The 25722-nt window shown below is 35.0% G+C and carries 21 protein-coding genes and 2 tRNA genes; 11 read left to right on the top strand and 12 right to left on the bottom strand.

Annotated features, from left to right (window positions below):
- The first annotated feature begins 311 nt into the window (after positions 1 to 311).
- From JR312_RS02475 to JR312_RS02455, 5 genes are all read left to right on the top strand, one after another.
- Positions 312 to 1121 carry a hypothetical protein gene (locus JR312_RS02475; RefSeq protein ID WP_416647642.1) on the top strand — a complete coding sequence of 270 codons (810 nt, stop codon included), beginning with the start codon at positions 312 to 314 and terminating at the stop codon, positions 1119 to 1121.
- Positions 1122 to 1200: 79 nt separating this feature from the next.
- On the top strand, positions 1201 to 2226 hold the full coding sequence (locus JR312_RS02470; protein WP_416647641.1) for a hypothetical protein: 1026 nt from the start codon (positions 1201 to 1203) through the stop codon (positions 2224 to 2226).
- Positions 2227 to 2444: 218 nt separating this feature from the next.
- Positions 2445 to 2720, top strand: a complete 276-nt coding sequence (locus JR312_RS02465) for a hypothetical protein (RefSeq protein ID WP_264330433.1) — start codon at positions 2445 to 2447, stop codon at positions 2718 to 2720.
- Between the two features lie 230 nt (positions 2721 to 2950).
- Complete coding sequence (locus tag JR312_RS02460) at positions 2951 to 3187, top strand: hypothetical protein (RefSeq protein WP_416647640.1); 237 nt, start codon at positions 2951 to 2953, stop codon at positions 3185 to 3187.
- Positions 3188 to 3308: 121 nt separating this feature from the next.
- The gene (locus JR312_RS02455; RefSeq protein ID WP_264330431.1) at positions 3309 to 4127 is read left to right on the top strand and encodes a hypothetical protein; all 819 of its coding nucleotides are present in this window, start codon (positions 3309 to 3311) and stop codon (positions 4125 to 4127) included.
- 347 nt (positions 4128 to 4474) lie between these two features.
- Here the strand turns inward: JR312_RS02455 and lipA are convergent, their stop codons facing one another.
- From lipA to rpsD, 6 genes are all read right to left on the bottom strand, one after another.
- On the bottom strand, positions 4475 to 5347 hold the full coding sequence (gene lipA, locus JR312_RS02450; protein ID WP_416647639.1) for a lipoyl synthase: 873 nt from the start codon (positions 5345 to 5347) through the stop codon (positions 4475 to 4477).
- Complete coding sequence (rpmB, locus tag JR312_RS02445) at positions 5340 to 5654, bottom strand: 50S ribosomal protein L28 (RefSeq protein ID WP_015588578.1); 315 nt, start codon at positions 5652 to 5654, stop codon at positions 5340 to 5342. Before rpmB ends, lipA begins: the two co-directional genes overlap by 8 nt.
- Positions 5655 to 5708: 54 nt before the next feature.
- A complete protein-coding gene (locus JR312_RS02440) occupies positions 5709 to 6032 on the bottom strand; it encodes a DciA family protein (RefSeq protein WP_006012687.1) in 324 nt (107 codons plus the stop codon).
- A 267-nt stretch (positions 6033 to 6299) separates the two neighbouring features.
- Positions 6300 to 6494: a Fe-S cluster assembly protein IscX gene (gene iscX, locus JR312_RS02435; RefSeq protein WP_264330429.1), complete on the bottom strand. Its 195-nt coding sequence runs from the start codon at positions 6492 to 6494 to the stop codon at positions 6300 to 6302.
- A gap of 20 nt (positions 6495 to 6514) precedes the next feature.
- A tRNA-Leu gene (locus JR312_RS02430) sits at positions 6515 to 6601 on the bottom strand.
- Positions 6602 to 6611: 10 nt separating this feature from the next.
- On the bottom strand, positions 6612 to 7226 hold the full coding sequence (gene rpsD, locus JR312_RS02425) for a 30S ribosomal protein S4 (protein ID WP_006012690.1): 615 nt from the start codon (positions 7224 to 7226) through the stop codon (positions 6612 to 6614).
- Between the two features lie 113 nt (positions 7227 to 7339).
- Between rpsD and tkt the strand changes: the two genes are divergently transcribed.
- The 3 genes from tkt to gatC all read left to right on the top strand — a co-directional run bounded on the left by tkt (position 7340) and on the right by gatC (position 10717).
- Complete coding sequence (gene tkt / locus JR312_RS02420) at positions 7340 to 9295, top strand: transketolase (RefSeq protein WP_416647638.1); 1956 nt, start codon at positions 7340 to 7342, stop codon at positions 9293 to 9295.
- Between the two features lie 158 nt (positions 9296 to 9453).
- Positions 9454 to 10374: a ribose-phosphate diphosphokinase gene (locus tag JR312_RS02415; protein WP_416647637.1), complete on the top strand. Its 921-nt coding sequence runs from the start codon at positions 9454 to 9456 to the stop codon at positions 10372 to 10374.
- Entirely contained in the window at positions 10364 to 10717 is a 354-nt protein-coding gene (gatC, locus tag JR312_RS02410) for an Asp-tRNA(Asn)/Glu-tRNA(Gln) amidotransferase subunit GatC (protein ID WP_416647636.1), read from the top strand. The genes JR312_RS02415 and gatC overlap by 11 nt, the downstream gene beginning before the upstream one ends.
- Positions 10718 to 10755: 38 nt before the next feature.
- On the opposite strand, the gene JR312_RS02405 is transcribed toward gatC, so the two are convergent.
- From JR312_RS02405 to JR312_RS02380, 6 genes are all read right to left on the bottom strand, one after another.
- Positions 10756 to 12012, bottom strand: coding sequence for a Tol-Pal system protein TolB (locus JR312_RS02405; RefSeq protein ID WP_026092717.1), 1257 nt, complete (start codon positions 12010 to 12012; stop codon positions 10756 to 10758).
- A 446-nt stretch (positions 12013 to 12458) separates the two neighbouring features.
- The gene (locus tag JR312_RS02400) at positions 12459 to 14093 is read right to left on the bottom strand and encodes a ribonuclease J (RefSeq protein WP_416647635.1); all 1635 of its coding nucleotides are present in this window, start codon (positions 14091 to 14093) and stop codon (positions 12459 to 12461) included.
- Between the two features lie 168 nt (positions 14094 to 14261).
- A complete protein-coding gene (gene dnaJ, locus JR312_RS02395; protein ID WP_006012700.1) occupies positions 14262 to 15380 on the bottom strand; it encodes a molecular chaperone DnaJ in 1119 nt (372 codons plus the stop codon).
- Positions 15381 to 15462: 82 nt separating this feature from the next.
- Positions 15463 to 15540 (bottom strand) — tRNA-Arg (locus tag JR312_RS02390).
- 262 nt (positions 15541 to 15802) lie between these two features.
- Positions 15803 to 16315 carry a hypothetical protein gene (locus JR312_RS02385; protein ID WP_015588585.1) on the bottom strand — a complete coding sequence of 171 codons (513 nt, stop codon included), beginning with the start codon at positions 16313 to 16315 and terminating at the stop codon, positions 15803 to 15805.
- 77 nt (positions 16316 to 16392) lie between these two features.
- A complete protein-coding gene (locus JR312_RS02380) occupies positions 16393 to 19443 on the bottom strand; it encodes a phosphoribosylformylglycinamidine synthase subunit PurL (protein ID WP_416647634.1) in 3051 nt (1016 codons plus the stop codon).
- Positions 19444 to 19551: 108 nt separating this feature from the next.
- Here JR312_RS02380 and JR312_RS02375 point away from each other — a divergent pair, with 108 nt between their 5' ends.
- From JR312_RS02375 to fumC, 3 genes are all read left to right on the top strand, one after another.
- Positions 19552 to 22461 carry a PD-(D/E)XK nuclease family protein gene (locus tag JR312_RS02375; RefSeq protein WP_416647644.1) on the top strand — a complete coding sequence of 970 codons (2910 nt, stop codon included), beginning with the start codon at positions 19552 to 19554 and terminating at the stop codon, positions 22459 to 22461.
- 213 nt (positions 22462 to 22674) lie between these two features.
- Positions 22675 to 24081 (top strand): ankyrin repeat domain-containing protein, encoded by a 1407-nt coding sequence (locus tag JR312_RS02370; RefSeq protein ID WP_416647633.1) that lies wholly within the window; start codon positions 22675 to 22677, stop codon positions 24079 to 24081.
- Between the two features lie 191 nt (positions 24082 to 24272).
- Positions 24273 to 25661: a class II fumarate hydratase gene (gene fumC / locus JR312_RS02365; protein WP_416647632.1), complete on the top strand. Its 1389-nt coding sequence runs from the start codon at positions 24273 to 24275 to the stop codon at positions 25659 to 25661.
- The last annotated feature ends 61 nt before the right edge of the window (positions 25662 to 25722 follow it).

Raw genomic sequence — 25722 nt, 5'->3', positions numbered from 1 at the left:
GTTGAATTGAAAATGCGGTTTGACACACTTTTTTGAACGTTCCCTAATTGTAATAATGGTAATTATGTTTCCGTACTAGGAAGTGATTTATCCTGGATGAAGGGTGAGAGTTTATACTGTCAGCAGGTGGATAAAAAGCTAGAAGCAACAGAAGTAGACAGGGTAGCAATGGAAAAGCTATCGCTTGCATAACAGTTATCAAAGGACTTTTCTATATTAAAAATAGAAAGTCCTTTAAAGCAAAGGTTCTAAATAATTGACAGTCAATAAAATATAATACTAGTATTAATCTATGTGATAGAGGGAATAATATGTCAAAAAAAATAGTTAATGCACAGAAAGCTAAAGTAAAAGAGCTTAAATATCAAAATTTGAAAGCTAGGGAAATTGACTATCATATTACATATACTGATCTTATCAGAGTGAATAACATTATCATTAATGGTACAGTAGTAACCAATGAGGTTATTCGTCAGCTTCTAGGAGGTATGAGAGGAGAAAGCACAATTTTTCATGAAATGTTTCGGTACGCTGGCGCAACAGTTCCAAATGATTTGATTATTAAGGAGTTGGCAGCTCACTATAATCAGTCAGGATATGTTAAATTTCTTTATGAAAGTTATTCTTCAATAGAGGATTGGGAAAAAACTGGACTCAAATTATTGACGAATTGTAATGGCGAAAGAACCTTTCGTATGGATTGCTATGACTCTAATCGTTTAAAATTTAGCTTTAGTATGGAAAGAATTCCTGTAACTGATACTGAAATTGAGTATTTTGGTCATTTTCATGAGTTGTGCAATTTATCCGGCTCAGTAGAATTTAAACTGAAATATAAAGATGGAAATGTGACATATGAAGATGGTAAAGTGTTGCTTACAATTCCTAAAGAGTTAGAAGATTACAAAGCTGGCGATGACAGTCTGCTTGATAAGCTTACTGATATTATTAACAAGATTGTTGAATATTTAAAAAAGCTCTGCGAGAAATTGGGCTTTAAGTTTGATACAAAAATAGAGTACAATTCTGAGCGTAATATAAACATAGAGCACAACCTTGGCAGGCCACTGAAGGTGATAGATGAACCAGATATATATGCTGTCAATGGCTTAGAGCGCTGAATTTAATCAGAAGCGAGAATTTTCGGTTGACTTTTTTTGCTAAAAGCTTATTATAGCATAAGTGTGTTGAGGTAGAATAATGATCGGTAAATTATCAAATGAAGCACCAATAATACTAACATGGGTGCCAAGAGTATATGGTGCATCTCTACCTGATGGTAAGAACAGCGAACTTAATTACTTAGATATAATCAAAAATCATAAATTAAAAAATAAAGAGGAGAGGGACATATATTTGGTTATCAATGGTCCTGGGTTCGAAGAAAATCAAATGGATGATTTAAAGCGTGAACTGAAAGGAATTGAAGGAGTACATGTTATAGACTTGCATCAGTATGACTGGAGCGAAATAGATACGGGATGGAAGATAGATGGCGAAGACATTAGCATAAAGGACTTCTTCAAAAATATGTATAACATGACAGATGAACAAAGAACATACTTTGCTGTTGAAATAGATACTTTTAGATTAATTGCTCTGGCACTCTTGAAGAAGTTTACAGAACATGAAGATGGAATATATATAGATTTTGATTCTTTAAAAGCCATTAACTCTCATATAGGGAAGGATATAACAATCCCTGAGGGAATTTTGTTAGGGCAAATTACTGCACATGTTAATCAAGAGACCGGCAAAATTATTAAAACGGATTTAAATAATGATCTGATTGCAGTAAGTTGTCCACATATAGCGATTAATATTTTATCTCAATATAAAAGCGCAATACTGAGTCAAGAAAAAATGTGCTATGAGTTAGCAGAGCGTTTATCTAATTTTTCGAAAAAAGAAAAACTACGGTTTTTTGCTATTTATAAAGGGTTGGGAGAGAAACAGCTGTTAGATGATGAAGCGAAGAAAAAAGGGAAGAGTGTTATAGAGGAATTAGATAAGATAGAGCACAAAATAGTTGATCTAAGAAATGGTAAGATCAGAGAACTATATGAGCCGCTAGTGTGTCATTATTCTAGGTATCGTGAAATAGGTTTAAATTTAGGTCAATTTTATACCGTAGAAGTAGTCCGTAATGGATTAATCGGTCAAGACGAAAGCAAAATAGGGTTATTTTTTTTGAAAAGAACAATGGCAATTACGTTTGTACAATAAATGGTGACCTATCTTGGGTTAGAGGAGCAAACTTATACCATAAACAGGTAAAAAGTGAGTTAGAAAAAGTACAAGTAGATCAGATGGAATTGGAAAATCTATCGTTAGAGTAATCAAGTGTAAACCGGAAAGTAACTCAGGTTACAGTTGATAGTCTATATTATTAAAAGGTTAATAATTATATACGTATTATAGTATAAGAGCTATTAATAGTATATATGTCAAAAGAAGTGATTAATGAGCTGAAAGATAAGGCGAGGGAGAGGAGATATGCTGATTTGCAGTCTACAGAGAGTTCTGATTATAGAACATATAAAGATTTGGATATGGACTTCAATAGTGAATATGAATTTGTTTGTGACCTTGTTATTAATGGGAAGGCAATAACTAATGATTTAATTAAAAATTTATATTTAAAATATGAAAATCTCATTACAGAAGATAAGGACAAAAAAGGGAGTTATCGTCTGTTTCTTAAGCAAATCTTCACGTAATACGCCGGTGCAGCAGTTCCAAATGACTCTATTATGGAAGAACTGATAACTCATTATAATAGACTTGGGTACAAGAAATTCTTTTCGTAATCAAACATTTCATCCTTTTGGGTTGCGCGTTTATTCCTCATATTTCTCAAATCCTTCTTACAGAGAAATGACCTGTATGAGTTGTGAAGATTCCAATTGTCTGAAGTTCAGTTTTAGCGTAGTGGAGTTTAAACTAAAATGTGAAGTATGAAGGAGGTAAGGTGTCTCTTACTATTCCTAAGGAGCTGAAAAACTACAAAGCAAATGATAAGAATTTGTTTGACGTTATTATTGAGTATTTTCAGAAATTTTGCGAAAAATTTGGATTTCACTTTTTTGAGGAAAATTTTGAGTATAATCTGGATAAGCCACTTCGAGCATTAAGTGATATAAATACATCCCAAGATAAGAATCTAAACTTGAAGAATTTAAAATAAGATATTGAAATCTCTGCTTTTTTTTAATAAGGTGAGTATAATAAAAAGTAAATCAAGTTTTACAGAAAACCTTTACTTATGATGAAAAGTACGTAATACGTATATAATATAAGATTGTGATATGTCAAAAAAAATAGTTAATGCATTAAAATCTGAAGTAGAAAAGCTCAAATATGCTGATTTAAAGTCTATATCAATAAAATCAGATAGTTGGAACTTTAGTTACAAAACATATATTGACCTTGGTAGATCACACAACCTTACTATTAATGAGAAAGAAGTGCCTAATGAGCTTATTGAGAAGCTATATTCAAAACATAAAGATCTCATTTTAGAAGATGAGAATGGAAGAAAGAACTATAGTCCATTTCTTAAGCAAATTTTCATAAAAATATTTGAATATGCTGGTGCAGAAGTTCCGAGTGACTCTATCATGGAAGAATTGATAACTAACTATCATCAAGAAGGGTATAATCATTTTCTGTTTCTTCATATATTAAAGGCTCTTTCTCCATTTGGCTTGCTTGTGTTAGATTCTCACATAATAATAACTTATAGTATGGATTGCCGTGACTCCAATTGTCTAAAACTCAATTTTAGCATGGATTGTATAAAGGTGTGCAGCATTAATCCTGTTAATGATATTAAAACACCAAATTTTCACAGTTCAATAAAATTTAAGTTAAAATCTAAGGGTAGAAGTATAACATATGAAGATGGTAAAGTGCTTATTAATATTCCGAAAGAGCTGAAAAATTATAAAGCAAGTGGTAGAAGTTTGTGTGACATTACTATTGAGTATTTTCAAGAATTTTTTGGAAATTTGGGGTTTAAATTTGAGACAAAAGTGGAACATAGTCTAGGGGAGCCACTGAAGGTGTTAAATGATGTAAGTGTGCTTTGCTCTCAGTTAGAATGTATCCGTTCAGCAGAGTGGTAAAATAAATTAGACGAAACTAATAAGTGGGTATCATGAAAATCCAGTCTTTTCATGCAAAAAACAATGATGTCATTCCAGCGCGTGGCCAGTTCTGATTGACTAATCAGTCTTCTGGATCCCAGTATCAAGTACTGGGATGACAAGAGTAAAGAGGAAACTGGGATGACATTATGAAGGCCTAGCAATTTATGACGGTGTCATTCCAGCGCGTGACCAGTTCTTATTGCCTGGTCAGTCCTATTGATTTCAGTGTTAACTACTCTAATGACAGGGGGATACTGGAAGGATAAGAGGCTACTTGAATGAAAAGAAAGGGAGTGCACATTTCCTTGAACAGATAGGTTAAATTAGGTTGAAGTTTTAGCAGCAGCAAGTCTGTTAAAATCTTCTTCAGCGTGGTACGATGACCGCGTTAATGGGCTTGATGCAACTACCAAAAAGCCTTTGGAATAAGCAATATATTTATAATGCTCAAACTCTTCTGGGGTAACATATCTATCAACCTTTACATGCTTTGGAGTTGGTTGCAAATATTGACCAATTGTAATGAAGTCAACTTCGGCGCTACGTAAATCATCCATAACCTGAAAGATTTCTTCTTTTGTTTCTCCAAGACCAACCATAAGCCCTGACTTCGTAAAAAGTTTAGGATTAATCTGTTTCACCATCTTTAGCAAATATAGTGAATGAAAATAACGAGCTCTTGGTCTTATTTTTGCATACAGCCTTGGTACTGTTTCGATATTGTGATTATAAACATCAGGTGATGCAATAGCTATTGCTTCAAACACTTCTTTCTTATTTAAAAAATCAGGAGTAAGAATCTCTATTGTTGTTTCCGAAGTTATCTTTCTAATTTCTTCTATACACCTTATAAACTGATTTGCACCACCATCTGGTAAATCGTCACGGTCAACAGAGGTAATGACAACGTGCTTTAAATTTAACTTTTTTATTGCTTTTGCTAAATTTTCTGGTTCATGAGGATCGAGCTTATCAGGAATGCCAGTTGCAACGTTGCAAAACGCACAAGCACGAGTACAAATAGAACCGAGAATCATCACAGTAGCATGACGTTTATTCCAACATTCACCAATATTTGGACACGCAGCTTCTTCGCATACTGTATGTAAGTTATGTAGCTTAACAGTGTTTAAGGTTTCATTGAATATTTTACCAGCTGGAGCTTTTGCTCTGAGCCATATAGGCTTACTATGCATCTGAAACAGCTAATTCTACCTCTTGTTTTGCTAAAACTTTCTTTAACCTTCTTTTTATCTTTTGTGCTTCTTTACTTAGTTTAATTGTTTTTGTATTGAGCAAGAAAGCATCAAGATCACCTTTATAGTCTATAGTTCTTAAAGTTCTTGTTGCTATACGAAAGCTAAACTTTTTGTCTAATATATTACTCGTCAATGTAACTTTATGTAAATTTAAGAGAAAGGTACGCTTTGTTTTACGATTTGAATGCGATACCTTATTACCAAAAGACTTTTTTCTATTTGTTAACTCACAAATTCTACTCACTTCAATATACCAATTTATCCTATGTAACTAGGTTAACCTGATATAGTGAAATAGTCAACTCCCTTGCTTGATTTTTATACCGTATACTGCTTTATAGCCAAAAAAAACTGTAATTTTTTCTATTACAAGAGAAACCATATGCTGCATTTCCAATGCTTTACTGCCATTTGTTACTAACAGATGAAGAACACCAGAATTTACGTTTTGTGCGTATGAGATCTTTTGTGGTTTTGTACATTCTGCTAATTCCTCTCCAACTATACTTTTCCAGTTTAAAATAAGACGTATTTCATTTTTGCTGATCTTATTTTTCATGCATTTTAATGCATAGTTTTCTATTATAGATTTTAATTTCTTTGGCCCGCTATATTTAAACATCTTTCCAGTTCTTAAAATTAAATTATATTACAACTTTCTTATACAAAAAACTAACTTATTGTTTTCATGACCCTCGGCCTCACACATAAAAAGCAGTATTTGTATATCTAGCATTTGCCAGAATTTTGTGTTTCCTACCTTGTAATCATTTTTAATTGTAATTTGTTAAATTATTATGAAGCTAAGTAAAATTCGAGTAAAGTATAGTATTTCCAAGAAGATTATCTTTTTACTGTATGCAGTAATTTTCTTATAGCTATCTGTTTTTTAAGATCTTTCTGCAATCCAAGTTGCTTGAATGGCCTCTAATATTTTTTCATTACAATACTTTTCATCATCATCAAACTCTTCTAAATCCAAGACTTTTCTTTTAAGTTCAGTGAATCTAATACTAATTATATCTTCATTTGGAAATTTCTCTTCTAGAGCTTCTGCAATATCTTCTATATCAAGCCATTTCATACTTTTTTAATAAATTAAACTGGTGCCCATGGGGAGACTTGAACTCCCAAGGTCGCAAAACCCACGGATTTTAAGTCCGCTGCGTCTACCGATTCCGCCACACGGGCCTTATGTTGTTTATCTAGAGTAAAATTCTACTACTAAATTGACTTCCATGTCTGCTGAATATGGGACTTCGGAATATTGAGGCGCTCTCAAATACTTCACTGAAAGTGCTTTGCTATCTGCCTCTAAATAATCTGGGGCCTTACGTTCTTGTTTTTGTTCAGCCTCTATTAATATAGGAATTTTTGCTGCTCTTTCCCTTATTTTTACTATATCACCAGGCTTCACTCTATAACTTGATATGTTAACCACCTTATCATTAACTGTAACATGTTTATGAGATATAAGCTGTTTTGCCGAGTAAATTGTTGGCACAAAACCAGAGTGATATAAAACAGAACTTAACCTTGATTCCAAGGCACCAATAAAATTATCAGCCGTATAACCCTTTCTTTTGTAGGCATCTAAAAATGTACGTCTAAGCTGTTTGCTTGAAATTGCATAGTAGAACTTAAATTTTTTATGTGCAGCAAACTGCTTACCAAAGTCAGATAACTTCTTAAATCCAAGAATACCATGCTGACCTGGAGGGTATTTTCTTTTATTGACCGAATCTTTTGCTCTACCCCATAAGTTTACACCAAGCCTGCGACTGATTCTATACTTTCTATTGATAACAGTTGTCATACAAAAATTCTCACAATCTAACTATAAATTATTAATGATTTTAACATTAAGTGTCAACTTGTTTTTGCCGCTATGATATAGTATACTTCACTTTTAAGTTTTCCTATTAATACATGAATCATCTACTACTAAAATCCATGGCAAATGCTGTCCGCTTTTTATCAATTGATGCAGTACAAAAAGCAAATTCTGGACATCCAGGTATGCCACTTGGCATGGCAGATGTTGCCACTGTATTATTTGCTAAATATCTAAACCATAACCCTGATGATTCTCAATGGATCAGTAGAGATCGTTTCGTCCTATCAAATGGTCACGGTTCGATGCTGCAATACTCTATATTATATCTGACAGGCTACATTGGTATAGATGAACTAAAAAACTTCAGGCAACTTACATCAAAAACTCCAGGTCACCCAGAATTTGGCTTGACTTCTGGTATAGAAGCAACAACAGGCCCGCTTGGTCAGGGATTTGCCACTGCTGTTGGCATGGCACTTGCTGAATCGATTCTTGCAAAGCAGTTTGAAATCAGCCACTACACTTACGTAATGCTAGGAGATGGCTGTCTTATGGAAGGTATAAGCCATGAAGCAGCGTCCCTTGCTGGGCATCTTAAATTAAATAAGCTGATAGCACTTTTTGACGACAATGACATCTCTATAGACGGCTCTACTAGCCTCTCTTGCTCTGATGATGTAGAAAAGCGTTTTTCAGCGTATGGATGGAATGTTGACAAAATCGATGGGCATGACTTTGATGCTATATCCCTTGCAATAGAGCAGGCGCAAAAGTCTGATAAACCTACACTAATCTGTTGCAAAACTATTATCGGAAAATTTTCGAGCCGTGCTGGCACATCTTCTGCTCATAGTGGTGCCTTTACAGAGGAAGATGTAAAACAGATGAGAGAAAAATTAAATTGGGACTATGAACCATTTCATGTACCAGAAGATGTGAGAAACGCTTGGATAGAAACAGTTAAGAGGGCAAAGCAAAACTATACATCCTTGATCAATAAAGAACTACAAAGAAGACTTGAGAAACGTTTGCCGAATAATATCGAGAGTGATTTGGCTGATCTGAAGAAACAAATATGTAAGCTAATGCCAAACGAAGCTACTCGATCTTCTTTCGGCAGAGTAATGGAACTATTAACTAAGTCTATGCCAGAACTAATTGGTGGCTCTGCTGATCTTACCGGTTCAAATTGTACTAAATATAAGCACATGCAGGCAATAGATAGTAATAATTATAGTGGCTCTTATGTACACTATGGAGTGAGAGAGCACGCTATGGCAGCTTGTATGAATGGTATGGCTCTTCATGGTGGAATTATTCCTTATGGTGGAACTTTTTTAGTATTTTCCGATTACTGCCGACCTGCTATACGTCTTTCAGCTTTGATGAAGCAGCAGGTTATCTATGTAATGACTCATGACTCAATTGGAGTAGGAGAAGATGGTCCAACTCACCAGCCAATAGAGCATTTAGCTTCTTTGAGAGCTATACCAAATCTGTATGTTTTTAGGCCAGCAGACGCAATTGAAACTTTGGAGTGCATTAGCATTGCACTTGAAAAAAAAGAGTCACCTGCACTATTTGCGCTTTCAAGGCAAAATATTAATTACATGCACTCTTATACTGACCAATTGGCCAACCTATCAAAATTTGGTGCATATATACTATGCGAATATTCAGGGAAGCTAGAAGTGACGATATTTGCTACCGGATCTGAAGTTGAAATTGCAGTTGAGGCAAGAGAAAAATTACAGGAAAAAGGTGTAGGTACAAGGGTCATTTCTATGCCGTGTTGGAGGCTTTTTGACGAGCAAAGTGGTGAATATAAAGGGGTAATATTAAATAATGGCAGTATTAAAGTTGCAATTGAAGCTGGAAGTGAAGTGGGTTGGCATAAATATATAGGTTCAAACGGTATATTTATTGGCATGAAAAATTTTGGAGAATCAGCACCTTATGAAGCTCTTTATAAGCATTTTAATATTAGCGCTGATTATGTAGTAAAATGTGTTTGTGAAAACGCTTTTTTATCATTCCACTGCGCATAAAATTACTTAATGCACTCAGCAAGTGCCGTTATTATGATAAGGAACATCGGTGAAATGTTTCGAGTAACTTTTTCTTTTCCATGAGCTACTTGACGGCAAGAATAAAGTTTTAATCATTCCATGGTTTCTGTATAATTTTCAAAACTTAATTGATATATATGAAGATAATAATAGGTAGCGCTAGTAAACAATTAGGAGATTTAATAGCAAGTGGGCTAAATGCTCAGCTATTTCCTACTCAGGTGTCAAGATTTGCTGATGGTGAGGTAAATGTAGAAGTAGCAAATGATCTACGTGATCAAGAAGTATACGTAGTACAATCTATTTCTTCCCCTGTAAATGATAACCTTATGGAGCTTCTGCTTACAATTGATGCAGCAAAGAGGTCAGGAGCCAAGAGAATAACGGCTATTATTCCTTATTACGGATACAGTAGGCAGGATAGGGTTATTAAAAACGATAATATGCAATCTGCTTTAAGTGCTAAATTAGTTGCAAATCTTATTCAAACTGCAGGTGCAAATAGCGTTGCTGCTATTGATTTGCATTCAAGTCAAATTGAAGGTTTTTTTGATATATCAGTTACTAATTTAAGCTGTTTTAAAGTATTTGTTAACTCTATATACAAGGAGAATTTGGCAATAGTTGCGCCTGATGTTGGAGCAATTGGAAGAGCTCGTGCTTTTGCAAAGATTTTAGAGGAAAAATACAAGTTAGATAATGATATTGTTGTAGTAGATAAATATAGAGAAAAAGCAGGTACATCTGAGGTAATGAATGTAATCGGAGAAGTTGCAAACAAAAATTGCGTCATTGTTGATGATATAGTTGACTCTGGCGGAACATTATGTAATGCAGCTCTTGCTTTAAAAAACCGAGGAGCAAAGTCTGTAGTTTCATGCATTACACATGGAATACTTTCAGGAAATGCAGTTGAGAAAATCTCTTCCTCTTCTCTGGATAAATTAGTAATTACGGACACCGTATTTCACAAATTTGAAAAAAATGATAAGATAGAGGTTGTTTCAATTGCAAATATTTTAATTTGCTTTATGCAAGGAGGTAAAAGTGCCAGCTAGATCAACAGAAGATGTTATCACTTCGTTAATAGAATTTGCAAATAAGAGAAAAATAACAATTGCTAAAGAAGAAATGCTTAAAACTGCACAGCTTGTGAGGATTAAGTTATCCGATGATGAGATTCAATACTACTCAAAAGAACTGACAATGCTGGATTGGATACATGATACTTTGTTGAAAGTTAATACTGAAGGTGTTTCTCCTATGCGTTATGGAACTATAGATAAGGATATTCATGTACGCGATGATATTGTAAATTCTCAAAACATTAAAGAAGAAATATTATCCAATACAAAATCGGAGCATGGGTATTTCGTAGTACCGAAGGTTATAAACGATTAAGATAAAGCAAGATTTATAACGATTTTATAGATCTGCTTTCAAAAATAAGACCAATCTGGTAAAGAAGCATTCGTTGGAGTAAAAACCATTTTTTGATTTTTCTTTACTAAATCTACTAAATATAATTTAGAGTTGCTTGGTGATTCTGCGTTAGTGAAGATAATTTCTCTGCCATTTGGTAGCCATGCCGGAGATTCAATTTTATGCCCCTCTGAAAGCAAGCGCTCTTCTTTGCCATCTGGCTTCATAACTCCTATGTAAAATTTTCCTGACTGAATTTTTGTAAAAGCTATCAGATCTCCTTTTGGCGACCAAACAGGTGTAGCATATCTTCCATTTCCAAAACTAATTCTCTTGGGTTTTTTGCTTTTTTTAGTGAAATCTATGATATATAGTTGCTGACTTCCACTTATATCAGAACTAAAAACCATGTACTTTTGATCTGGAGACAAAGAGGGAGAAGTACTTATAGCTGAACCTTTAGTAATTTTTTTTGTTCGTTTACTGTTTAAGTCCAGAGATAATATATTTGTTTCACCACTCAATGAGTGGGAAATAAAAAGAGATTTACCATCAGGAGAAAATCTTGGTGCAGAAATAACTCCTTCAAATGCGCTGATTATTGATTCAGTGTTATCTTTTAAATTTTTTAATATTATATAACTTTTACCATTTGTGTATGAGATATAAACAATACCCTTTCCATTTGGTGAAAATCTTGGTGTTGACACAAATTTCTCACCATTTGTTAAGTACTTTATATTACTTCCATCTTGATTCATCACAGCAATTTTACGGACGGATTTGTAATTGCTATCTTTTTCTTCAGCGATATATGTAATTTTTGTATTGAAATGCCCTTTCTCACCAATCAATCTATCATGTATCAGATCTGAAACAAGATGACTAATTTTCCTCCAGTCTTTTGCTAGAAAAACAACCGACTGAGTAAGCAATTCTCTGTTTGTAAAGCTGTCAGATAAACGAAAAGATAGCTCTAAATTTCTGTTTGATACTTCACTTAAACTTACTGTGACTACAGTATCGCTTTTCCAAGACTCAACTTTCGCGTCACGTTTCACATTAAATAAGCCACAATTAGATAGATTTGTTTCAATTACTTTTGTGATGCTTTCACTTAGCTCACTTTCCACTTCTGTCTTGCATGCACATTTAGATACAACAAGATCAATATTACCAATATTGCTTTTTTTTATATCAACATATAAAACAGCTTTTGTGGAATAAGGAATAAATAACGAAATAAATAACACCAGTTGAACGAATAGCTTCATTAGATTTCTTGCATTACCTCCTGTCATCTCAGCAAATAGCTTACTTTTGAAGTTAAACTGCATGACAGTAGAGTAAATCAATTTCTGCAGTACTTGACACTGGAATCCAGAAATTTGACTTCAAGTAAGTGCACTGAGGTGGCAAGCATAAAAGTAGCTGTTTTATTCTAAAATAAACGTCTTTGACAAGGTTGCATGAAAAATTGGATTCCAGTTTCAGAGCACTGGGATGACACCCTACTGGTGGAGATTGTTCTAAAACTACAATGTTTGCCTGGGCGTTGAGATGGCACCCTTCTGGTAGATTCAAATCACAATGTTTGTATAGTTGTGTGATCTGACACTGATTTTTTTTTACGGATTCCAGTATTGCATGCTGAAATAACATCAAAGAATACATTGTTAACTTCTTACTCAAATAATGGTTAATAAAAAAAGGTGTATTTCTATACCTGTTCTATCTGGACTTCAATTATAGGTCTTTTTAGTAAATATTCTTTTAAGATACTAAATATTGAGCTCTCAATTTTATTTCTTATTTTTTTTATCGGCTGTGAGTCAAATGCTGACTCAACCTTCTTTATGATCTTTTGCATAATGGCTGCATCTTCTTGCGCTTCGAAAACACCAGGTGCAAATACTTTTGGCTTAGCGAGCAGTTTATTTTTCTTGTTTACAACTGCTGTCACTACGATAGCTCCGGCATCTCTCATTCTCTCACGCATTTTTATAACGCTGCATTCTGGATGACGGAGTAACATACCATCAATACCAAAGTAGTCGACATCAATGGAGCTAACTTTTTCCCCATTTTCCAAATTAACAATATCACCTGGTGCAATCATTATTGCTTTTTTCACACCGCACTCTTTAGCAAACTTTACATGTGCATCCGTATGAATATACTCACCATGAACCGGAATAGACATCTTAGGTTTTATCAAAGAATACATTTCCCTTAGCTCTGCTTTTACTGGATGTCCGGAAGCATGAACATTCTCTGTTTTTTCAGTAATAACTTCCACTCCCATCTCAATAAAGGCATTGAGCATGTTATGTGCACGAGTTTCATTGCCAGGAATGATTTTTGATGAAAAGATCATGGTATCACCTTGCTGCATTTTAAATGCTTGATGACTCTTAGCGGCAAGTCTTGCGGTAGCTGCCAGTGGCTCACCTTGACAACCTGTGCAAAGTAGCACCAGCTTTTCCCTTGGAAAATTTACTGCCTCCTTTGCTTCTAGAAACTCAGGAGAATCAGTTAAATAACCACTATCCTGAGCAACTTTCACTATTCTCCATAAAGATCTGCCAAGTAAAACCACTTTTCTATTTAGTGCTTTTGCAGCTTGGCTTATTGTTTCAATTCGCGCCACATTCGAGGCAAATAGCGAGACAGCAACCAATTTTTTAGACCGCTTTATTATATTGTAAATATTATCATAAATTTCACTTTCTGATTCAGGGTCGTGTTTGCTCAGTATGTTTGTTGAATCACAAATTGCTGCAAGTAGATCACCTTTATCGCCAATTTCTTTTAAACGCTCTATATTAGAAATTAATCCAACAACAGGTTTTGGATCAAATTTCCAGTCCCCAGTATGAAGTGCACTACCTGCTTCAGTGCTAATTAATATTGAATTTGCCTCAGGAATTGAGTGAGTTACATTTATAAACTCAACGGTAAAAGGACCCAAATTTATGCTGCCATTTATGTCTACCTCTTTCACAGGTACCACACCTTCCAATCGAAACTCCTTTAGTTTCTCCTTGAGAAAATTAACTGTAAACTTTGTTGTATATATGGGACATTGCAAATCTTCCCACAGATGAGGCACTGCACCACAGTGATCTTCATGTGCATGTGTAATTATTATTCCAAGCAAATCTTTTTTTCTTTGAGCAATAAAATCTACATCAGCAATGAGTAGCTCAACACCTGGCATAGTTTCATCTGCAAAACCGATACCAAGGTCGATCATAATCCACTTGCCTTGATAATGATATAGGCTAACGTTCATCCCAATTCTTCCTACTCCTCCAAGAGGAAGAAATAAAAACTCATTTTTGTTTATGTTCATTAATTTTAAATTATTAAAATGTGAGAATAGCAAAACTTCGACCTTAAATAAAGGAATTTATCACTTTTGCATAACTTAAAAAATCTTTTCACTAAAAGAGAAGGCTTTCAAATTGGTAAAAAGAATTAAGTGTAGACAGCTACCTCTTTATATCATTTAGCAAATTTCTCATTTTTTTTTTACTTTTCCAAAGAATCCTTCAGATTTCTGCTCTACACTTTCATGTTCCTCTTCCTCAAGCGCTTTTAATAGCTCAATCTGCTTTTGGGTTAAATTCTTTGGATTTAAAGTCTCAACTATTACCTGTACGTATAAATCACCACGAGCATGTGAGTTCATATATGGCATACCCTTTTCCCTACAACGTAGTTTGGTACCAGTTTGAGTGCCTTCAGGGACCTTTACTTTTATTTTAGCTCCATCAATTGATTGAATATCGATTTCACCACCAAGTACTGCTAGTGTCATTCTTATAGGCACTTTACAGTGTAAATCTGCTCTATTGCGAGTGAAGATCTGATGAGTAGCTATTTTCACACATACGTATAAATCTCCGCTTTTTCCACCTCTTGCTCCAGCTTCTCCTTTACCACTGACCCTTACCTTAGCTCCTTCTTCTATGCCTTTTGGAATTGAAACGGAGATATTTACTTCATCTCTTTTACGCCCACTTCCACCGCATTTCTTACATTTATTTTGTATTATTTCTCCTTCCCCATAGCATGTAGTACACGTTCTTTCAATGGTAAAAAAGCCCTGTTGAGTTCTAATTCTACCGCTTCCCTGGCATGTGTTGCACTGAACTGGTTTGATTGCTCCTTCGCTACCTGTGCCTTGGCATGTATTACATTTTATATTTGTCACATAATGTATAGGTGCTTGTATTCCTTTAAATGCATCTTCTAAGGTAATTTTAAGATCGTAGCGCAGATCTGATCCAGATACTCCTGTTGTACTTCTTTTTGTTCTTGACCTACTTGTACTGCCGCCGAATCCTCCACCAAAAAAATCGTTAAATATATCGCTAAAATCCCCTCCAGCTTGGCTGAAATCAAATCCACCGGAAGCACCATCGTGACCATAACGATCATAACCTGCTCTTTTTTCAGAGTCAGATAGAACTTCATATGCAGCTGTTACTTCTTTAAATTTTTCCTCTGCTTCCTTATTACCAGGATTTCTGTCAGGATGATATTTTAATGCTAGTTTTTTATATGCTTTTTTTATCTCGTCAGTACTAGCATTTCTGCTCACTTCTAGCAGATCATAATAGTCTTTTTTGTTCATATATAATAGCTCAGTATTTTACCTTTAAAGATAGGTATTACACATATGAATTTCAAGCATGACCTCTATTTCCTATAAAATATGGTGCACCCTGAGCGACTTGAACGCCCGACCTTTTGATCCGTAGTCAAATGCTCTAATCCAACTGAGCTAAGGGTGCTTGCACAAAGTTGACTTTAACAGATTTTATAGCTTATTTCAATTGGTTTAGCTAAAAATAAAACTCTTATCATGTATGAAACCTGTAAGAAATTGTACTAGCTCTCTTAAAGGATAACTTAAGTTAACAGTTTCCAATTACTTTGATTTTAGAACCGCTATCCGAATAAGAGCTTTTCACATTATACTGCCAAGCTGCTAACAAATAGCGGAATGACGGTTATAGTTAAATCTAAACTATTTTGGCTATATCAGAAGACGGGTTATGCAGAAACCTTAAAATACTTCTTGCTTGCCAAGGAGAATAAATACATTCCTACAAACAAGCAGATACTCAATATCGATGCATAGGAAAACTTGAAAATTAAATCTTTAATATATCTTGATAAGCATTTACCTGCAGAAATTTTGTATAGTAGTCCAACACAAACAATCGTACTATCAATGACTGATGCTATAATTAAAGTGATGAAATTTGCCATATGAAAATTCAATTTGGACTTTAATTTTTTTAAAATAACTATGCTTGAGAGAAGAGAGACTAGAATTGCAGTATATGAAACCAATATTACCAAACTAAAATTTTGCAATTTAAAAAGACAGCATATCACCGTACACACTATTAAGCTGTAAGTAGCTTTGCTTCTACCATGAAACTCAACCATTGAGTTTACAACTAAAGTAGCTCCTACAAATAAGGTAGCACATATCATTAATTTATTTGAAGTGTTAAGTAAAGAAAGACTGATAAGCAAGAGTATTGATAAAATGGACATAATCACCTACCCAAATTTAATAACATGCATTTATTTTAATCAGACATTACACATAATGAAAAATTTGTCTAGCGTAATCAAAAGTTATTTAAACTAGTACCTAAGTCTTTCAAATCTATTCTTATAATATCCTTTATATTGAGAGCTTTCTCCTCTGTCACTTTTCCAATACATGAAAAAACTATACCTTTAAACAATTCTTCAAACTTCCGCTGATTTTGCGGGGCAATGGTTACTAATATTCTACTTTGCGATTCAGAAAACATTATTATCTTGTTTATTATGTCTGTATTTTGTGTTTTTCCTATTGGTACTAGTGAAAGATCAATTTCAGCACCAAGGTCTCCTGCAATTAGCGATTTTGCCAGAGCAATAATTAAGCCCCCTAAGTTTGGTGCAATTGCAGAGACAATTATGCCATCTTTTATTGCCTGGTTGTAACGTTCATACAACTTCCTAGCGCTCTTTGCATTAACTTTTGGCACGTTGTTATTATCTATTCCACTATATAACTGATATTCAGATCTACCAAGCTCATCGTGGGTTGTACCAAGCACATATATCAAGTCCCCTGGCATTTTCACATCAAGCGATACCGCATTTTCAATATTTTCTATAATTCCAATTGCTGAGATGAGTAATGAAGGTGGTGCAGAGATTATCACTTTCTCGCCATTTTTATCATATCCCTTGAAGTCATTGAACATACTGTCTTTTCCGGATATGAATGGTGTTTTAAATGCAGTTGCAAAGTTGTAACAAGCCTCTGCAGCTCTCTTTAGTTGCCACAATCTTTCTGGATTATAAGCATCACACCAGCAAAAATTATCGAGCAACGCTAGATGATTTATATTTCCTCCTGCAGCTACGTAGTTGCGTATGGCAGTGTCAATCGCACATGCTGCCATGTGATAAGTGTCAATTTCTCCATAACTTGAGCCAAATCCCTGCGATTTTACAACACCTTTGTTTGAAGAAAGGACTGGCCTCGAGACAACAGCTTCGCTGCACACTCTTCCCTTGCCTTGCAGTGGTTTCAGTATTGACGATCCTTGAACCTCATGGTCATATTGCACCACTATAAACTCTTTGCTGCGTATGTTTGGTCTGCTTAGCATTTCTTTTAGTTCAAAGGTGTCATGCAAGTAGCTGAGACTGGAATCCATTTCACGCTCAGCTCCACCATCGTATGGGTTTTGGCGTAAAATGTTTGCAGGCTTTACCTGCTGGATCCCAGTGTCAAGCACTGGGATGACAGGAAAGGATACAGCAGACTCCTTAGACCACGGTTTCGTCTGTAAATGCACTTTGGGATTACCGTCATGCAGAAATTCAGTTTCGATGTCCATTATTACTTCTCCTGGGGGACATTTAACAACGGCTTTGCCACTTTTGTTGAATTCTCCAATTACACAGACCTCCACATCATGTGTTTTCATGATTTGCTTAAACGCAGGAAGATTTTCTTCTGGCACTGCTAAGGTCATTCTCTCTTGTGATTCTGATATCCATATTTCCCACGGAGCCATACCATCGTTTTTAAGGAGAACCTTGCTCAAATCAACTTCAAATCCGTCTTTTCCCATTTCACCAATGGACGATGATAGACCTCCTGCTCCATTATCCGTTATTGCATTATAAAGACCAAGATCTCTTGCTTCTACGACGGCGTTGGATAATTTTTTTTGTGTTATAGGGTCACCAATTTGCACAATTGTTGAAGGACTGTTTCCCGACAATGCCTCTGAAGAAAAAGTTGCACCGTGAATTCCGTCCCTTCCAACTCTTCCACCAATAATTACGATTTTATCACCGTTTTTGGGTTCTTTTATGTGTGAAGGTGCATTATTTATATTCCGTGGAATAATTCCGATGCTTCCAACAAAAACTAATGGCTTTCCACAGAATCTATCGTCAAAGTATACTGATCCAAGTTGCGTTGGAATACCGGAGCAATTACCAGCAACATTAACACCGTGAATCACTTCTTTCATTATATATTTTGGTGGTAAGATTTTATCAGTACGCTCTTTATCTCTATAAAGTTTGCCTTTTGATTCTTTGGCAAAGCAAAAGTAATAAGTATTCATGATAGGTTCTGCACCTTTGCCAAAACCGACTATATCTCGGTTAACTCCAAGCACTCCAGTCATTGCTCCACCGAACGGATCGAGAGCTGAAGGACTATTGTGAGTTTCAACTTTATCTACAATCAAGTAATCGTCATCAAAAATTATTCCTCCTGCGTTGTCGGAGAAAACTGACACGCATATGTTAGAATTTATCTCACGCGTTGCACGCTTAATATAATGAGCATATAGACCGTCTTTTATTTCATCAATAGGGGAGCAAAAAATATTGTGTTTACAATGTTCAGACCAAGTCTGTGCCAGAGACTCAAGTTCAATATCATATGGATTTCTACCGAGTTTTTTAAAGTAATCCTTTATAGCTTTCATTGCTGCCAGCGAGAGCCCTAAAGTGCCATTACCATCGATTCCATCTCTGCTGATTTTTTCAAGCTCTTGGTCACTCACATTGAGTTTGACAGATTTTGCTCCATTATTACCTGGCGTCATCCCAGTGCTTGACACTGGGATCCATTCTTTTTTTTCCTGGTCATGCGATGTAATGACACCAGGTGTGATATTGGATTTACCATAATATTTCCAGCTATAGTTCTTACAGATAAGTGTGCAATATTCAGTGATAGGGTTGAATTCTTGTTTTATATCATCTTCAGTTGGCAAGTTCCCTTGACTTAGAATCAATTTTGAACTTCTTGCCTTGATAGAAACACTTTCATCAATGTGGCCTTTGCTCATTAGATATTCTCTAACAATTTGTTTTGCCGTGTTTCCTACGTTATCGGTCATGCCAGGTAAAAAGCTTATCTCCAAGCCCCACTTTGCTTGTGATTCTATGAAGTTATATTGAACTTCTTTAAGGTTTTCATTGTAGGAATAATAACGGCAGTCTTGTATGACTTTATTATAAAATAGCCCACAAATTTCTTCATGTAATTTTGATGGTAATTCTTTGCTTATGTAAATCAAGTAAACATTAACTACCCTTCTGCGGCCAACTTGTTCACATTTATTAAAAACTTCTATTCTGATGTTTGCCATGTAATATTGTGAAAGACTTTAATATATCATAGCATAAGAAACTGCGAGCACATTTATATTTTAAATAATTTCTATACAATAAAAGTGTTGTATTAATTGTTACTGTTAGTGGGAAGAGTTTTTACTGTTAATGTGAATGAGTCCCTTTTTGATGTGCTGGTTCAGCACATATTTTCTGAATATGAAAGAGAAAAAATTCCCGAGATAAAGATCATACTTCCCTGCAAGAGGGATGTGATAGCATTGCTGAGTGCATTCAAGAATTACAGAACTATAATTTTGCCAGAGATAGTTTCACTAGAAAACATTGATGAAGAAGATTTAATATTAAATCTTGATAGAGTTAAAGTTATTAACCCGACAAAGAGAACGCTGCTACTCATTCAATTTATATTGGAGTGGAATAAAAAACACAATGATAGTTTTCCAATCGATCTAGTTTACAGTTTGCCGTCATTACTTCAATATACCCAAATAGCGGATTGTTATCAGCTTGATGAGCATTCGAAGAAAATGGAGAATTTCATAAACTTACTTATCAAGACTTGGAGTAACACTTTAAAAAATTTAGGAGTAGTAGATATACTAAAGCATAAGAGTGACCACATAAACAATATGATAGCCTCCCTGAAGAAAGATCAGCATATGATCTTTATTGGAATTGGGAAGGAGGAGATTTATAAGTCGTTGATTAAAGCTGTATACGACCTGCCATTTGGAAAGATAATTTTACCTAATCTGAATTTGAAAATTAAAGAGAAAGATTGGCAATCACTTGATAAAAAACATTATCAATATTGCCTGAAAGATCTGCTCGATTATTTAAGTATAGGCAGAGAGGATGTAAGTTTTCTGCCAGAAGTGTGTTCTCCAGTGCCCAGACGCTCGGATCCAGAAAACTTAACTTTAAATGAGTGCACCAGGTGGCTGTACAATAGAAACTGGATTCCAGTGTCAAGCACTAGAATGACATCATCTACTACTCAAATTACCTGCAAATTACAATGTTCGTACACTAAAAATCAGAGGGCTGGGATGACAGGCAGTCCTGAACTAGATTATGTCTTTGATACAACTGCCGATCTAAGTAAAGTTAGTAATGGATATATTGACAATATTGAAGTCATCACTTGTAATTCCAGAGAGGAAGAAGCACAGGTGACGTCACTAATTATAGAGAATGAAGGTTATGAAAACGTTTCTTTGTTTGTTTTTGATAAATTACTTGCAGTTCGTATGGCGTGCCCCATATCGGAAAACTATTCTTATGTGACGCTTCTGCTTTATAGTATTGAGATTTTGAACTCAAAATGGAAAGGTGTGGCATTGCTTTCTCTTCTTAAACATAGGCTAGTGACTTTTGGTTACGCTCAAGAAGAGTACACTCGTATTTTATCTGAGTTTGAGATAGAAGTATTGCGTAGCTTTGATATAAATGGTCTTAAGGATATTATCAACGCTATTAGTACATGTAAAAAGCTAAGATATAAAGAAGATATATTAATTATTATCAGTAGATTGGAAACTATATTTAATCTTTTACTTAATCTTATAAATCATCCTATTTCTGCTATAGTAGCAGCTCATTTACAGTGTGTTAATGTGCTTTCTAATGTGAATTTTCTAGAGCTAAATGGTGAAATAGGTAATTTTACTCGCGATTTCTTAAATGCATGTGACGGTATAGCAATTGAGTGTTCCTTAGAGTTATACAGTCAAATCCTGATATTATTTTTAAAAAGGAAGTTTTTTTCTCCAGAAAATAACTTTGATAAATTTAGCTTATATCAAAATAAAGTTGTAATACTTGCTGGATTTAATGATATACCAAATTTTCAGAATCCGTTTTTGAGTGCACTGAATAGAGAAAAATTTAACCTTCCTTCTGTGCAAGAAGAGCAAGGGTACTTTTTGTATACTTTGCGCAATTTATTTGGTGCCGGCAAGGTTTATATTACGAGGCTAGTGAGTGATAGAAAATCAATTCTATTGCGCCATTTGGAAGTTCTGTTACAAGAACCAAAATATCCTTACCGCGATTGGCTAAGAATATTAAATACACCTGAGTATATTGTTCCATGTACTCAGCCTATGCCAAAACCTCAAGCCAAAGTCAGAGAAGAAAAAATGCAAGTGATGTCTTGCAGTGCAATAGAAAAGCTAATTCGTAATCCTTATTCGTTTTACGTTGAATATATACTGGGCCTTAAGCAATTGAGAGACTTGAATTTTAAGCCATCGATATTGGAGTTTGGCACTATGGTACACAATATTCTTGCAAGATATTTACGCAACGAAAAGTCGCTGATGAGTGTTGTACGAGAAATATTCTCGTCTAATCGATTCCACTTTTCAAATATGTGGTGGGTAAGGTTGCAGAGGATAATTCAATCTTTTGTTGAGTTTGATAGGACTGGAAACAATCAAGTTGAGTTGGAGAAGAGCTTTTCCTATCCGATATTTCATATTCCAGCGCGTGACACACAACTGCGCGGATGCTGTACAACTTCCACTAAGAAGAAGGGTGTCATTCCAGTGCTTGACTACTTGGATCCAGAAAATTTGATTGCAAATGAACACACCAGACAATTGTGTAATAATAGCTGGTCAGATACTCGAATGACAGAAGAAATTTTATTGACAGCAAGATGTGATAGAGTTGAGTATCTACCAGGTGGGCAAGTAGCAATTATAGACTATAAACTTGGTTCACCACCTTCCAATGAGGAAGTTATGTCAGGATTTTTCCCGCAATTAATTTTACAAGCTTTAGCAGTGGAATACACAACAAAAAAAGAAGTCTCGGAGCTTGCTTATTGGAAACTTGATTATGATAAAATAAAGGTTATTGCTTTGAAAGATTATAGACAAAAAATGCATGAATTTCAGAATATTCTACCAGATTTCTTATCTAATTATTTAAGAGATACTACTCCCTTTATTGTCTCTCCTTATTTTGATAAATTCCTGAGATTTAACAGCTACAAACAACTAGAAAGGATAGGGGAGTGGTTATAAATTATATCTCCTCTCATCCAGATCAAAATAGCTGGTTGTACAGCTGGTTTACTAAGTGCAGTAGGAGAATTACTAGATTGTGATATAGACTCATCTTTGCTAGACTCAAATAACCATAAAAAAACACTAAAAAGTGATTCAATCAATTTTAGCCATTAAAACTTGAATAGTGGCTAAAATAGCTTTAAACTGTATATTTTTTAGGAGGGGTATATGCCATCACAAAAACAGCTAAATGCGCAGCTAATTGATGCTGCTAAAGAAGGTGAGCTACGTTTTGTTCAGCAAGCCATACAGGGTGGAGCAATGATTAATACAATAGATGATGATTATGGGAGAACTGCTCTAATGTGGGCTTCCAGAAATGGTCAATTAGAGATAGTACAATACTTGATAGGAGAGGGAGCAAATGTTAATGCAGAATCTCCGGGAAACATAACTGCTCTAATTCATGCTGCTGCCCATGGTCATCTTGAGGTAGTACAACTTCTAATAGCAAATGGAGCTGATTTAAATGTGAAACGTAAAGGTCAATTCTCTGCCCTAACATATGCTATTGTAAATGGCAATACGGAGGTAGCAAAGCTTCTAACTAGATATCATTTAATAGCTAATCTTGATATGTCAATACCTCGCTTGCCTCTTCCTACTTGTATACCAGAGTTATCATCTTATTGGTATGACTGTAAGGATGAGCTCAATAAAATGAAGGAAGAAGATAGTGAATTATATAATTTTCTTGTAAGTAAGGGCATTGATGACCAGGTAAGAATTTGGACAGAGAGTGAGACAATACAAAATATTTCACAAGATAGATTAAATATAGAATACTTAATCTATGCTAAAGATTTAACAGGTAAAATAGAATTAGTGATATTTTTTCTTAACAACAGGGAAATAATCAATTCTTTATCGCGGTATTATAAGGTAAGAATTCAAACAATTGATCAGGTAAAAAGTCTACTTGATCGTTTCATAAGAGAACATGTAGAGCTTGAAGTAGAAATTGTTCCAGCACAATTAAACTTTAATACTAAAGAGTTACAACCCTCTAAACTAAAAATATTATCATTTGCACAAATGATTAACAATCATGCAGGATTATTTTCAGCTGCCAAAAATGGTCAATTAGAAACAGTAAGATACCTGATAGAAAAACAGAAAGAAGATATTAATTCAACAGATCACTATGGAAGAACTGCTCTAATGTGGGCTGCTGGAAGTGGCTATTTAGAGGTAGTAAAGTACCTGATAGAAACAGCAAAAGCAAATGTTAATGTGAAAGATGGCTATGAAAACACTGCTCTGAATTATGCTACTAGAAACGGGCATTTAGATGTAAAAGAATATCTGAAAAGTCATATACAAAAAGAGCTACGGAAGAAATACGTCTGCATTGGCGTGAGTGGTGCAATAGGTTATGTTGCAGGTATGACAATATCATGTTCTGCGGGAGCAGCGATTGCAGTTTGTGCAGCATCAGCTACCATTAGTCTAGCGTTAGGTGCAATTTTTGATTATACAATTGTAGAAGTAAAAAAAGAGAAAGCAAACACAGGTATAGCTTCTGTGCTTAAAGATGTTTTCACTATTCAAGCTCTAAGTAGAATAGCCTTATAGAGAGTGAAAGTAGGTTTATTGCTTAAGGTTGCATGATTGCCTTAATAACAATAAAAAAATAATAGAAGTAAAAGATATGACTTGAAAGTTTTCTAAGGTCTTCACTAAAAATGTCTCAACTTGACACTGAAATACAATTTGATTTAACTAATCATATATGTAGGTAATGTCAAACACTAGAATGAGGAAATATGGATAAAAAAGTTAGAATAGAATCAGATAGCTTAGGAAAAGTAGAAGTACCAAGTGAACATTACTGGGGAGCGCAGACTCAGCGTTCTTTGGAAAATTTCAAAATTGGTACAGAGAAAATGCCAGAGCCCCTGATTAAAGCGCTAGCAATAGTAAAACTTGCAGCAGCACGTGTTAACATGAAACAGGGTAGCATAGATAATAGAGTAGGGGATGCAATCTGCACAGCGGCACAGGAGGTAATAGACGGTAAATTTAATAATCAATTTCCGCTTGTTGTTTGGCAAACCGGGTCTGGAACGCAGACCAATATGAATGTGAATGAAGTGATCAGCAATCGTGCAATAGAAATTTTGGGCGGTGATTTAGGTAGTAAGTCTCCAGTGCATCCAAATGATCATGTAAACTGTGGTCAGTCATCAAATGACACTTTTCCAACAGCAATGCATATAGCAGTAGCAGAACAAATAGACCGCTTGCTTATTCCCAATCTTGAAGAATTATATAAAGCGCTAAATAATAAGGTTCATGAATTTAAAGATATAATAAAAGTAGGGCGTACTCATCTGCAAGATGCAACTCCTCTAACACTTGGGCAGGAATTTTCTGGCTGTGCAGTTCAGATTAAAAAGGGAATAGAGAGAGTAAAGTCAACTCTAAGCAATGTATATGAACTTGCACAAGGTGGCACTGCAGTTGGCACGGGAGTCAATACTAAAAAGGGTTTTGCTGAGGATTTTGCTAAAGAAGTGGCAAAAATCACTAATTTTCCATTTACTTCAGCAAAAAATAAGTTTGAAGCACTAGCAGCAAATGATGCTTTAGTTGAGCTCAGTGGAGCACTCAATACAGTAGCAGTAAGCTTGATGAAAATTGCAAATGATATAAGGCTACTTGGTTCTGGTCCAAGATGCGGAATTGGAGAAATAATGTTACCAGAAAATGAGCCTGGCTCTTCAATCATGCCAGGTAAGGTGAATCCAACTCAATGTGAAGCAGTGACTATGGTATGTGCTCAGGTTATGGGAAATCATGTTGCCGTGACAATTGGTGGCTCAAATGGTCACTTTGAATTGAACGTGTTTAAGCCGGTGATAATTTACAATGTTTTGCAGTCTATAAGACTTTTAGCTGATGCAAGTTTAAATTTTGCAGAGAAATGCGTAGTTGATATTAAAGCAAACGAAGAAAGAATAAAGGATTTACTAAATCAGTCGTTAATGCTAGTTACTATATTAAATACGCATATAGGATATGACAATGCAGCAAAAATAGCGAAGCTTGCTTATAAAGAAAATATCACTCTAAAAGAAGCAGCAGCAAAACTTCAACTGCTCACTGAGGAGGAGTTTGAAAGGATAGTGAAACCAGAGGAGATGGTAGGTTAAACTACCGGGAACGCTCAAAAAAGTGTGTCAAACCGCATTTTCAATTCAACTCAATTTTTAA

It is taken from the genome of Wolbachia endosymbiont of Nasonia giraulti, from assembly GCF_048054155.1.
Classification (GTDB): domain Bacteria; phylum Pseudomonadota; class Alphaproteobacteria; order Rickettsiales; family Anaplasmataceae; genus Wolbachia; species Wolbachia pipientis_C.
This window is presented reverse-complemented; position numbering and strand designations above follow the sequence as displayed.